The following is a 12,405-nucleotide window of genomic DNA, read 5'->3' as shown; positions in this document are numbered from 1 at the left end:
AAGGAGAACGCGATGTCCGACGATGTCGGCCCCCGACTGCGCAGCCTGCGCAACCTGCGCGGCATTTCCCAACGCGAGCTGGCCAAGCGCTGCGGCGTCACCCACTCCAGCCTGTCGCTGATCGAGCAGGGCAAGGTCAGCCCCTCGGTGAGCTCGTTGAAGAAGATCCTCGACGCCATCCCGATCAGCGTCGGCGACTTCTTCACCTTCGAGCTGGAGAGTCGCGATCAGGTCTTCTACAGCGTCGACGAGCTGCCCAACGTCGCCACCAACGCGGTGATCTACCGCCTGGTCGGCGCCAATCGCGAGCATCGCGCTCTCTCCTTCATGATCGAGACCTATCCGCCCGGCGCCGATACCGGACGCGAGATGATTGCCCACCGCGGCGAGGAGGCCGGCGTGGTGCTGGAGGGGCGGATCGAGATCACCATCGGCGCCCAGGTACGCGAGCTCTGCCCCGGTGACGCCTACTACTTCGATACCCACGTGCCCCATCGCTTTCGCAACGCCAGCGACGAGCCGTGCAGGCTGGTGAGTTGCTGTACCCCTGCGAGCCAGTTCTAGCCCCGAGTCACGAGCCCGACCAAAGTCGTATTCGGCAAAACCGAACGCCCCCGTCCGCAATGCCAGATTCTCGTCGCCGGCGGGAGACGACATGCTGAGCCCACTCACTCCTCTGGTGCGTGGACCCTCTCATGTCGACAGACCCACTGGCTCCCTGGCTCGAGCGCCGCGAACAGTGCCGGGATCGCCTCGATAGCGCCCTGGTCGCGCGCCTCGCGGCCACCCTCGGCGCTCCCTGCCCCGCCGATCAAGCTGCGCTGCCGCCGCTGTGGCACTGGGCCTTCTTTCAACTACCGACACCGCCGGAGGGCATCGGCGCAGACGGCCACCCGACCCGCGGCGGCTTCCTGCCGCCGGCCGAGGGCCGCCAGCGCATGTGGGCCGGCGGCGAACTCGAGTTTCTCAGCCCCCTGCGGGTGGCCTGTGATGCCGAGCGCCACTCACGGGTGGCATCGATCGAGGAGAAGTCCGGGCGCAGCGGCTCGCTGCTGTTCGTCGCGGTCGAGCACGAATACCACCAGGCGGGCAGCGTGGCGATCCGCGAGACCCAGCGGATCGTCTATCGCCAGCCCAGCGCCCCCAAGCTGGCGCTGGAGGAGCCGATGCCGCCAGCGGACTGGTCACGGACCGTTCAGCCCGATCCGGTACTGCTGTTCCGCTACTCCGCGGCCACCTTCAACGGCCACCGCATCCACTACGACTGGCCCTACGCCACCGCCACCGAGGGTTACCCCGGTCTGGTGGTCCACGGCCCGCTGATCGCCACCCTGCTGCTGCACGCCTTCAGCCAGGTCCACCCCGAGGCGACACCGCGCCGCCTGCGCTATCGCGGCCTGCGCCCGCTGTTCGCCGACCGCCCCTTCGAGGTCGGCGGCCGACTCGTCGGTGCCGGCCAGGCCGAGCTGAGCGCCGGCAATACCGACGGCCCGGCCCAGCGCGCCACGCTCGAATTCGACACCCCTGCCGACCCGGAGGCCGTACGCCCATGATGTCACCCATCGACCACGACGCCCTGGAAGCCATTCGCGATGGCGTGCGCAGCCTGTGCAAGCCCTATGGCGGCGACTACTGGCGTGCCATCGATGCAAGCCAAGGGTTTCCCGAGCAGTTCGTCGACGAGCTGACCCGCGCCGGCTGGCTGGCCGCCATGATCCCCGAAGCCTATGGCGGCTCCGGCCTGGGCCTGGCGGAAGCCAGCGTGATTCTGGAAGAGGTCAATCGCTGCGGCGGAAATGCCGGCTTCGTGCACGGCCAGATGTACAACATGGCGACCCTGCTCAAGCACGGCAGCGAGGCGCAGAAAGCGGCGATTCTGCCACGCCTGGCCAGCGGCGAGCTGCGCCTGCAGTCGATGGGCGTCACCGAGCCGAGCACCGGCACTGACACCACCAAGATCAAGACCACCGCGGTCAAACGCGGCGACCGCTACGTGGTCAACGGCCAGAAGGTGTGGATCTCGCGGGTCCAGCACTCCGATCTGATGATTCTGCTGGCGCGTACCACGCCGCTCGCCGAGGTCCAGCGCAAGGCCGATGGGATGTCGATCTTCCTGGTCGACCTGCATCAGGCGATCGGTCAGGGTATGCGCGTGCAGCCGATCGACAATATGGTGGGCCACGAGACCAACGAGCTGTTCTTCGACGACCTCGAACTGCCCGTCGACACCCTGATCGGTGAAGAGGGCAAGGGCTTTCGCTATATCCTCGACGGGCTCAATGCCGAACGTACCCTGATCGCCGCGGAGTGCATTGGCGATGGCCGCTGGTTCATCGACAAGGCCAGCCGCTACGCCGGCGAGCGGGTCGTGTTCGATCGCCCCATCGGCCAGAACCAGGGGGTGCAGTTCCCCATCGCCGAGGCCCACATCGAGGTCGAGGCCGCCGATCTGATGCGCTGGCAGGCGTGCCAGGCGTTCGATACCGGCCTGCCCGCCGGCGCCAGCGCCAATATGGCCAAGTACCTGGCGGCCAAAGCGTCGTGGGAGGCGGCCAACGTCTGCCTGCAGACCCACGGTGGTTTCGGCTTCGCCACCGAGTACGACATCGAGCGCAAGTTCCGCGAGACACGGCTCTATCAGGTCGCGCCGATCTCCACCAATCTGATTCTTTCCTACGTCGCCGAGCACCAGCTGGGGCTGCCGCGCTCGTTCTGATGCCGCGGCTCGCATCGATCCCGCTATCCCGCATCAGCCATCCGCTATCGGAGACCGCCATGACCCAAGCCCCGCGCCCGCTCGACGGCATCACCGTGCTGAGTCTGGAACACGCCATCGCCGCGCCCTTCTGCACCCGCCAGCTCGCCGACCAGGGCGCCCGGGTGATCAAGATCGAGCGCCCCGCCGTGGGTGACTTCGCCCGCGGCTACGACACCCGTGTCGCCGGGCTCTCGTCACACTTTGTGTGGACCAACCGCGGCAAGGAGAGCCTGGCGCTCGACCTCAAGCAAGCCGCGGCGCAGCCGATTCTCGATGCCCTGCTGGCCGAGACCGACGTGCTGGTGCAGAACCTGGCGCCGGGGGCGGCGGCGCGCATGGGGCTCGACTTCGACACCCTGCATACGCGCTACCCGGGGCTGATCGTGTGCGATATCTCCGGCTACGGCGAAGGCGGGCCCTACGCCAGCAAGAAAGCCTACGATCTGCTGATTCAGAGCGAGGCGGGCTTTCTCTCGGTGACCGGGGGGCCGGCGCCGGACGCGCTGGCCAAGGCGGGCTGCTCGGTGGCCGACATCGCCGCCGGCATGTACGCCTACACCAGCATTCTCAACGCCCTGCTGCTGCGCGGGCGCAGCGGCGAGGGCTCGCGGATCGAGGTCTCGATGCTCGAGAGCCTGGTCGAGTGGATGGGCTATCCGCTCTACTACGCCTACGACGGTGCCCCACCGCCGCCCCGGGCCGGCGCTTCCCATTCGACCATCTATCCCTACGGTCCCTTTCCCGCCGGCGACGGCGGCACGGTGATGCTGGGGCTGCAGAACGAGCGCGAGTGGCAACTGTTCTGCGACCAGGTGCTATGCCGCCCCGAGCTGGCCACGGATGCGCGCTTCGACGCCAATGCCAGGCGCTCGCAGCACCGCGAGGCCCTGCGCACGATCATCGAGGCGGTGTTCGCCGAGCTGAGCGCGGCCGAAGTGATCGCACGTCTGGATGCGGCGCAGATCGCCAACGCCCACGTCAACGACATGGCCGGCGTGTGGCAGCATCCCCAGCTCGCCGCCCGCAACGCCTGGCGCGAGGTGCCAAGCCCCAGCGGCCCGCTGCCGGCGCTGCTGCCACCGGGGCGCAACAGCGCCTACACTGCACGCATGGCGGCAGTTCCGGCGCTGGGCGAGCACACCGACACCATCCTCGCCGGGCTCGGCTACGATGCCGAGACGCTGGCGATGCTGCGCGAACGCGGTACGATCTGAGTGCACCTCGAGCCTACGCGATTTTGATTCATTCCCCTTGCCGGAGACACCGATGCCCTCTCGCCCTGATGCCGACCCGCGCTCCCGACCCGGCCTGCGCTCGGCGCTGTTCGTGCCCGCCAATCGCCCGGAGCGCATTCCCAAGGCACTGGCGAGCGGCGCTGACGCTGTGATCGTCGATCTCGAGGATGCTGTCGCCGGTGCCGCCAAGGCGGACGCGCGCCGCGCTCTGCGCGAGGCGCTGGCGGCGCTGCCGCAAGCGCGCGTATGGGTGCGCGTCAACGCCCCGGAGAGCGCCGACTTCGCCGCCGACCTGGCGCTGTGTGGCGACCTCCCGGGCATCGTCGGACTGGTGATCCCCAAGGCCGAGACCCCCGAATCGCTCATCCAGGCGGCCAGCCTCGGGCAGCCTCTGCTCCCGCTGATCGAGAGCGCGGCGGGGCTGGCGGCACTCGCCGCGCTGAGCCGGGTGGCAGGTGTCGAACGGCTCAGCTTCGGCGCCCTGGACCTGAGCGTCGACCTGGGCAGCGAGCCGGACACCGAGGGCGGCGAGATGTTGCTCGACCAGACCCGCTACCAGCTCGTGCTCCACTCGCGCCTGGCCGGGCTGGCGCCACCGCTGGAGACGGTGCTGCCGGCGTTCGGCGATCCGGCACGCGTCGAGCGGGTCGCCCGCCGTGCCGCGGGCATGGGCTTCGGCGGCATGCTGTGCATTCATCCGGCGCAGATCGCTCCAGTCCATCGCGGGCTGGCGCCGTCTCCGGACACCCTCGACTGGGCACGGCGGGTGATGACGGCAGCGGCCCAGGGCGACGACGCCGCCCAGGTCGACGGCGCCATGATCGACGCCCCGGTGGTGGAGCGCGCCCGGCGGCTGCTGGCCCGCGCCGCCGAGCACGGCTGACGGCGCAGAACCACGGAAGATAGTGCAGCGCAAGCGGGCCACGGAAGTGAACGGAGAGAGGCGGCTGACTCACCCTCAGACGCGCTCTCTCCACCGGTGACAGCGCGTTAACTTGTGTCAACCGCCCATCTTTTCCCTGAGCGACCTCGAACGTCACCCCAATCTCTGCTGTGTGACGATCGCGGCCTTTTTTGCCCGCCCTGTCACCGCGCCGATCACCCGACACGATCTCCGTCATTCATGCAAATGATTGTATTTATTTGATTTTCACCAGACGAGGCGAGAAATGAGCGCGCGACCGGCTCCATCATTTTCTACTTTTTAAACTTATTAAACCAAAAATAAACTTTCTAAATCACGCGCTTGTTTACTTTCTTTTCCACCAAAGATTGATATACGCAGATACAAATCACTGCGCATAATTCACGGGCATCGCCGTCGAGATGCCGGCCCGGCTTCGGCGCAGCGCGACACACAACAATCCAGGAGTGACAAGTGCCATGTCTCTGATCAATCGAAAAACACTGGCAGGCGCCATCGGCTTCGCCATTCTGCTGGGCGGTGCCACCGGCGCCCAGGCCCAGGACCCCATCGTGATCAAGTTCTCCCACGTGGTCGCCAACGACACGCCCAAGGGTGAAGGCGCCCAGCTGCTGCAGAAACTGGTCCAGGAGCGCCTGGGCGACAAGGTCAAGATCGAGGTTTACCCCAACTCTTCGCTCTACGACGACACCAAGGGCCTCAACGCGCTGCTCACCGGCGACGTCCAGCTGCTCGCCCCCTCCATGGCCAAGCTCGGCGAATACAGCCCCAGCGTCCAGCTGATGGACCTGCCGTTTCTGTTCGATGACATGAATGCGGTCACCCGTTTCGAACAGGGCCCGGGCGGCAAGCAGATTCTCGAATCGATGCAGGACCACGACATCCTGGGTCTGGCCTACTGGCACAACGGCATGCGCCAGCTGACCGCCGACAAGCCGCTGATCGAACCGCGCGACGCCCGCGGCCTGAAGCTGCGCGTCGAGCCCTCCGACGTGCTCGCCGCACAGATCAAGGAGCTCCACGCGATTCCGCGCAAGATGGCCTTCGGTGAGGTCTACCAGGGCATGCAGACCGGCGTCATCGACGGTCAGGGCGGCAACACCTGGTCCAACATCTACACCCAGAAGTGGAACGAAGTGCAGAGCGACATGACCGAGTCCAACAACGGCGTGCTCGACTACATGCTGATCACCAACGCCAAGTTTTGGAACGGCCTGCCCGACGACGTGCGCACCACGCTGAACGAGATCATCGCCGAAGTGACCACCTCGGTGAACGAGAAGGCCGACCAGCTCAACGAAGAGGCCAAGCAGAGCATCGCCAAGAGCGGCACCACCAAGATCCACGAGCTCAGCCCGGAGCAGGTCAAGGCCTGGCGCGACGCCATGGCACCGGTGATCGACGAGTTCCGCGACGAGATCGGCAGCGACCTGATCGACGCGGCACAGCAGTCCAACAACGCCAACTGAGCGCCGATTCCCCATGCTCCTACGCATCTGGAATTCACTCGAGGAGGGCCTGGTGGCCCTCCTGCTGGCGGTGATGACCCTGCTCACCTTCTTCTACGTGGTCGTCACCAACCTCTATAACGTCTTCTACGACCTCGGCGATGCCTACCCGGCGCTGGAGACGCCGGCCTTCGCCGTGGGCGACTGGCTGCTGGGCATCGGCCAGGAGATGACCTGGAGCCTGGCGATGACCACCACCATCTTCGCCTGGCTGATCTTCCTGGGCATCGCCTACGGCGTGCGCGTCGGCGCCCACATCGGCGTCGATCTGCTGGTGCGCCTGCTGCCCCGGCCCTGGCAGCGCGTCTGCGGCGTGCTCAGCTGCCTGATCTTCATGGCCTACGCCGGCCTGCTGATGGTGTCGAGCGCACAGTGGGTCGACTCGCTGCAAGTCACCGGCATCGGCGCCGAGGATCTGGGCATGTTCGGACTCAAGGAGTGGCACGTGGCGCTGATCGAGCCGCTCGGTTTCGGTCTGATCATCGCGCGGCTGATCGAAGTACTGGTGCGCATCCTGCGTGGCCAGCAGCTGGGGCTCGAGCAGAGCAGCGAAGTCAGCGACGCGCTGGCGCTGGCTCAGGAATCCGACGCGGACAGCGACACCCGGAGAACCAAGCCGTGACTATCGCCTTTCTGTTCATCTCCCTGTTCGTCTTCATGTTCATCGGCGTGCCGATCGCGGTCTCCCTGGGGCTGTCGAGCGCGCTGACGATTCTGCTGTTCAGCCAGGACTCGCTGCAGTCGCTGGCGATCAAGCTGTTCGCCACCGCGGATCACTACACCCTGCTGGCGATCCCGTTCTTCCTGCTCTCCGGGGCCTTCATGACCAGCGGCGGTGTAGCCCGGCGGCTGATCGACTTCGCCAACGCCAGCGTCGGCCACTTGCGCGGCGGCCTGCCGATCGCCTCGGTGCTGGCGTGCGTGCTGTTCGCCGCCCTCTCCGGCTCCTCCCCCGCCACCGTGGCGGCGGTGGGCTCGATCGTGATCGCGGGCATGGTGCGCTCCGGCTATACCCGCAGCTTCGCTACCGGCATCGTCTGTAACGCCGGTACCCTGGGTATCCTGATCCCGCCGTCGATCGTCATGGTGGTCTACGCCGCCGCGACCTCGACCTCGGTGGGCAAGCTGTTCATGGCTGGCGTGGTGCCCGGGCTGCTGCTGGGCTTTCTGCTGATGCTGGCAATCTATGTCATCGCGCGGATCAAGAAGATGCCGGCCCAGCCCCGGGTCAGCGTGAGCGAATGGCTGCGTGCCGCGCGCAAGTCGCTGTGGGGCCTGCTGCTGATCGTGGTGATTCTCGGCGGGATCTACTCGGGCATCTTCACCCCGACCGAGGCTGCCGCGGTGGCCGCCGTCTATGCCGCCTTCGTCTCGCTGGTGATCTATCGCGACATCGGCATCCGCGAGTGTCCGCGGGTGATCCTCGACGCCGCGCGCCTGAGTATCGTGCTGATGTTCATCATCGCCAACGCGATGCTGTTCGCCCACGTGCTGACCACCGAGCAGATCCCCCAGACCATCACCCAGTGGGTGGTCGAACAGGGCTTCTCGCCGATCACCTTCCTGCTGGTGCTCAACGTGGTGCTGCTGATCGCCGGCAGCTTCATGGAGCCCTCGGCGATCATTCTGATCCTGGCGCCCATCCTGTTCCCGATCGCCATGCAACTGGGGATCGACCCGATCCATCTGGGCGTGATCATGGTGGTCAACATGGAGATCGGCATGCTGACGCCGCCTACCGGGCTCAACCTGTTCGTCGCCTCGGCGGTGACCGGACAGCCGCTGACCACGGTGATCCGCGCGTCGGCGCCGTGGCTGATCCTGCTGGTGTCGTTCCTGTTGCTGATCACCTACGTGCCGTTCATCTCACTGGGCCTGCCCAACCTGCTGGGCATGCCGGGCTGATAAGGCACCGATGGACCCAAGCCGGAGATCGGATCGCCGGCTGTCACACCCGAGGGCCCCGGCGCATGGCGCGCCGGGGCTCTCTGTCGTCGAGGCCCGTCGTCATCGAGGCCATCGCCTCAGCCCTCGCTTCACCGACCGCTGCTTAGAGCCCGCCCCCCCCCCTGACGATGGGCGCCGGAGGCAGGGCTCAGCGAGGGTCCTTTGCCAGGGATGGCAAAGGTAGCGCCCAGGGAGGGGTTCAAGGCGCCCTCGCGACGCCCTGTCACCGGAGCGTCCAGCGGTTGTGAAAAGCGTTTTCAGTCGCTACGTAGACCGCCTTTCAGCCGCGACTTCAGCCGCTATTTTAACCACCAGGAGAGGATCAGCAGCAGCAGCAGCACCGTAGCGATCGCCTGCCATACGTTGGCCGGCTCGCGCCACGGCGGGCGCCGGTCATCGGTCTGGGCGCGCGGCTTGGGCCGCAGGCGATAGGCGAATTCGGAAATGCGCCGGAAGCGCAGGGCGCGCAGCGGATCGAGCGAGCGCCGCAGGGCATCGTCGAGATCCTCGCTGATGGCGGGGTTGCTCAAGCGCGCGCGGCGATAGGTCATCTGCTCCAGATCGGTATGGCTGCGCAGATGATTGGGTAGCTGGGTGTAAGGCAGGTGCCCGGTGAGCATCCAGTAGATGGTGGAGGCCAGCGAGTACTGGTCGCTGCGCCGCCCCACCTCGGTATCGAGGGCATACTCGGGCGCGCTGTGCTCGGTCAGCCCCACCTGGCGCGCCAGCTCCCGCGCTACGCCCTGGCTATCGCTGTCGCGCCGATGGCAGGCGCCGAAGTCGGTCAGCACCAGATTGCCATGGCGATCGATCAGGATATTGTCGGGGTGCAGGTGCTGATGCAGCACCTCATGACGATGCAGCGCCTGCACCGCCTTGACCAGTTGGCGCGCGATCTCCAGACGCTGAGCCAGGCTGGTCTGCGGATGCCGCCGCAGCCACTCACTGAGCGACTGCCCCTCGACGTAGGCCATCAGATAGTAGAGATAGCGCCGCGGCCGCTCGGCCTCGACCACCTTGACCACGAACGGCGAGTTGATGCGCTCCACCACCCGCTGCTGCAGCCCGAAGTGCTCGAGATAGACGTTGCGCGGCGACAGCTCCGGGCTCGGCGCCTTCATCACCATCTCGCGCCCGCTGCGCGCGTCGCGTACGTGGTAGACCCGGGCGCGCGGGGTGCGTGAGAGCACCGCGACGATCTCCAGGCCGTCGAGGCGATCCCCCGGGCTCACCTCCGGCGGCACCGGCAGATGGTGAAATAGCCGCGTCGGCTCATCCGTCCCGGCTTCCGGCAGGCGGTCGACCCGTACCAGCTGGAAGCAGAACTGGTTGGCATTGTAGCCGCGCTCGCTGGCGCGCTGGTTGGCCGCCGCGGTCAGTCGCTCGCAGGCCGCATCGAGATCGCTGACATCGGCGCGGATCAGCTGCACGTACTCGGAGGGCACCAGAGTGCCACGCACCGCCTGGGTCATGAACAGGAACAGATCGCCCTGCTTGAGGGTAAAGGTCGAGTAGTCGATATCGACATGACCATCCATGCCCAGCGCCCGCGAAGGGTAGCGATAGCCGCCGAGGTCGGTGACGTGGTCGCGGGTCAACTGCTCGAACTCGGCACCGCGGATGCGATACACCAGGGTATCGCCCATGTGGAACAGGTGCGCCTGGCGCTGGTGGAAGATCATCGCCGACAGCGAGCAGATATAGCTGCCGCCCTCGATATAGCCGCTCTGGCTGTAGCACCAGCTGTTGAGGGCCCGCAGTACCCGGGTCGCCGAGGTCTTGACGTCCCAGTGCTCGGGGGTGGAGTAGTAGTCGGCAAGAAAGCCGCGCACGCTGAGATCGCCGGCCTGCTTGGCGATCGAGTTGCGCCAGGTGGAGTCGCTGATCAACGCGCACCCGCCCTTGGCCTGCAGTGCTTCGCCCTGCGGGATCTGCACCGACATCGAGCTGCGGTGGCGGTGCAGATCCGGCGCCACGAAGGCCTGACCGTAGGTCAGCGACAGCGAGCTATTCGACAACGATCTTCTCCCCACGGGTGGTCTGTGCCGGCGACGGCCGCTTCCCGACATGCGGGCGCCGGGGACGGATTGGTAATCGGCCTAGCCTATTCGTATAATCCGTGGGATTTTCGCCCGCTGGTGTTCAACCTGCAAACCGCAAGGACTCGATGATGAGTTTCGACAAGATTCCCGCCGGAAAGGATCTCCCCAACGACGTGTACGTGGCGATCGAGATTCCCGCCAACCACGCGCCGATCAAGTACGAAATCGACAAGGACATGGATGCCCTGGTGGTGGATCGCTTCATGGCCACGCCGATGTTCTATCCGGCCAACTACGGTTTCATCCCCCACACCCTGGCCGATGACGGCGACCCGCTCGACGCCCTGGTGGTCACGCCCTACCCGGTACAGCCCGGCAGCGTGATCCGCGCGCGCCCGGTCGGCGTTCTCAACATGTCGGATGAAGCCGGTGAAGATGCCAAGCTGGTCTGCGTGCCGCACCAGAAACTCACCGCGCTCTACGACGACGTCCACGAAGTGACCGACCTGCCCGAGCTGCTGCGCCAGCAGATCGCCCACTTCTTCGAGAACTACAAGGATCTCGAGAAGGGCAAATGGGTCAAGATCGACTCATGGGACGGCGCCGATGCCGCGCGCAAGGCGATCGAGAAGGCTGTCGCCGCCTACGCCAGCGAATAAGCCACGCCTCCCCGGGCGCCGCGATCGCGGCCTGCCCAACCACAAGCGCCGCCCCCAGGGGCGGCGCTTGTGTTTTAAGCGGAAGTATTCGTCAGCGCTTGTGCGCTGCGGCCTGACGATTTATAGAGCGCTGCGGATCTGCCCAATCAACTGCGTCGCCCGCACGGTGTAGTTGGCCATCATCAGCGAGTGGTTGGCGAAGAAGCCGAAACCCGAGCCGTTGAGGATCACCGGGCTCCACACCTGCGCCTGGGACGCCTTGAGTTCGGCGATCAGCTGATCGAAGGCCTTGCCCTGCCCGGCCTGCTCGATCGCTTCGGCGTAGTCGATGCGCGCCGCCTGCACCAGTTGCAGCAGCGCCCAGGTGGTGCCACGGGTCTTGAAGAAGACGTTGTCGATACGGAACCACGGGGTGCTCTCGACCGCCTGGCCGCCGCCCGGCGAGCGCCCGACACTGGCCGCCAGTGCCTGCGTCTGGGTCTCGAGCTGGCGCTGCACCTGGGCCAGCCAGGCCTTCAGGGTCTCGGCGTCGAGCGCTCTGGGGGCCTGGGTCGGCGTCGAGGCTGCCGCGTCCTGGGTCGGAGTACCGGCACCGCTGTTGTCGAGCGCCGAAAAGGCTTCGCCGAGATTGTTACGCGCCGCGCGCAGCAGCGTCTCGGACTCGGGCCAGCGCCAGCTGTCGAGATCGCCGGCGAGCGCTTCGTCGGCGGCCTTGAGCGGCGCCTGGCCGACCTCGAGCGCGCTGCCGAGCGAGGCCACCGAGCTCTGCACCTGCTGGGTCACGCCGGCTTCCCAGTTGGGCATGTTGTCGAGCCACAGACCCGGCGGCATGACGTCATTGCGCAGATAACCACCGGGCTTGTCGAGCAGGGCGTCGAGCAGTTCGATATTGGTCGCCAGCAACGCCTCGCCGGGCTTGATCGCCGCTTGTTGGTTGTGACCAGCGCTCTCCGGTACGCCACGCTGCAGCGCCACCGCCTGGCGCGGGTCGACCGGTGACGGCGTCCAGCTCCACCAGATGCCCAGCACGATGCAGATCAGCAGGTAGATCGCCACCAGCGCCACCAAGGGCTTCCAGATCCAGCCGTACTGCGGTGTTTCGAGGACCTCGGTGCGCGACAGCGGCGCCTTCTTGCGAAACAGAGCCATGGACGATCCTTGTCTTGACATAGTTGAGGGCGTCGAGAGACGTTCATTGGGAGACGTGCGTCACTTATCCTATCATGCTCCCGGCGGCGCGCAGCCCGCCTTTCGCTGCATACCGGGATGATCCGTCGGGCCCCTGTCCCGGCTCCGATCATGGCACTTTTGCCGCGCTGCACACTCCAACG

General features: G+C 66.4%; 11 protein-coding genes. 9 read left to right on the top strand and 2 right to left on the bottom strand.

Features of this window, described 5'->3' with window-relative positions; all coding sequences use genetic code 11:
• Positions 1-12: 12 nt before the first annotated feature.
• The 8 genes from ABV408_RS07180 to ABV408_RS07145 all read left to right on the top strand — a co-directional run bounded on the left by ABV408_RS07180 (position 13) and on the right by ABV408_RS07145 (position 8,331).
• The gene (locus ABV408_RS07180; RefSeq protein ID WP_035469427.1) at positions 13-564 is read left to right on the top strand and encodes a cupin domain-containing protein; all 552 of its coding nucleotides are present in this window, start codon (positions 13-15) and stop codon (positions 562-564) included.
• Between the two features lie 131 nt (positions 565-695).
• Positions 696-1,553: an itaconyl-CoA hydratase gene (locus ABV408_RS07175; protein ID WP_353981765.1), complete on the top strand. Its 858-nt coding sequence runs from the start codon at positions 696-698 to the stop codon at positions 1,551-1,553.
• A complete protein-coding gene (locus tag ABV408_RS07170; RefSeq protein WP_353981764.1) occupies positions 1,550-2,716 on the top strand; it encodes an acyl-CoA dehydrogenase family protein in 1,167 nt (388 codons plus the stop codon). The genes ABV408_RS07175 and ABV408_RS07170 overlap by 4 nt, the downstream gene beginning before the upstream one ends.
• Positions 2,717-2,775: 59 nt before the next feature.
• Entirely contained in the window at positions 2,776-3,972 is a 1,197-nt protein-coding gene (locus ABV408_RS07165) for a CaiB/BaiF CoA-transferase family protein (protein ID WP_353981763.1), read from the top strand.
• A 52-nt stretch (positions 3,973-4,024) separates the two neighbouring features.
• Positions 4,025-4,876 carry a CoA ester lyase gene (locus tag ABV408_RS07160; RefSeq protein ID WP_353981761.1) on the top strand — a complete coding sequence of 284 codons (852 nt, stop codon included), beginning with the start codon at positions 4,025-4,027 and terminating at the stop codon, positions 4,874-4,876.
• A 500-nt stretch (positions 4,877-5,376) separates the two neighbouring features.
• Positions 5,377-6,387, top strand: coding sequence for a TRAP transporter substrate-binding protein (locus ABV408_RS07155; RefSeq protein WP_353981760.1), 1,011 nt, complete (start codon positions 5,377-5,379; stop codon positions 6,385-6,387).
• Between the two features lie 13 nt (positions 6,388-6,400).
• Positions 6,401-7,048, top strand: coding sequence for a TRAP transporter small permease (locus tag ABV408_RS07150; protein WP_353981759.1), 648 nt, complete (start codon positions 6,401-6,403; stop codon positions 7,046-7,048).
• On the top strand, positions 7,045-8,331 hold the full coding sequence (locus ABV408_RS07145) for a TRAP transporter large permease (RefSeq protein WP_353981758.1): 1,287 nt from the start codon (positions 7,045-7,047) through the stop codon (positions 8,329-8,331). The genes ABV408_RS07150 and ABV408_RS07145 overlap by 4 nt, the downstream gene beginning before the upstream one ends.
• Positions 8,332-8,672: 341 nt before the next feature.
• On the opposite strand, the gene ABV408_RS07140 is transcribed toward ABV408_RS07145, so the two are convergent.
• A complete protein-coding gene (locus ABV408_RS07140; protein WP_405049940.1) occupies positions 8,673-10,316 on the bottom strand; it encodes a protein kinase domain-containing protein in 1,644 nt (547 codons plus the stop codon).
• Positions 10,317-10,543: 227 nt separating this feature from the next.
• Here ABV408_RS07140 and ppa point away from each other — a divergent pair, with 227 nt between their 5' ends.
• Positions 10,544-11,074, top strand: a complete 531-nt coding sequence (ppa, locus tag ABV408_RS07135; protein WP_035469412.1) for an inorganic diphosphatase — start codon at positions 10,544-10,546, stop codon at positions 11,072-11,074.
• A 120-nt stretch (positions 11,075-11,194) separates the two neighbouring features.
• Here the strand turns inward: ppa and ABV408_RS07130 are convergent, their stop codons facing one another.
• Positions 11,195-12,223 (bottom strand): DUF2333 family protein, encoded by a 1,029-nt coding sequence (locus tag ABV408_RS07130; protein WP_353981756.1) that lies wholly within the window; start codon positions 12,221-12,223, stop codon positions 11,195-11,197.
• Between the last annotated feature and the right edge of the window lie 182 nt (positions 12,224-12,405).

Origin of the sequence: Salinicola endophyticus (genome assembly GCF_040536835.1) — a bacterium.
Lineage (GTDB): Bacteria > Pseudomonadota > Gammaproteobacteria > Pseudomonadales > Halomonadaceae > Salinicola > Salinicola endophyticus_A.
The sequence above is the reverse complement of the archived record's forward strand: the minus strand, read 5'-3'. Positions and strand labels throughout refer to the sequence as shown.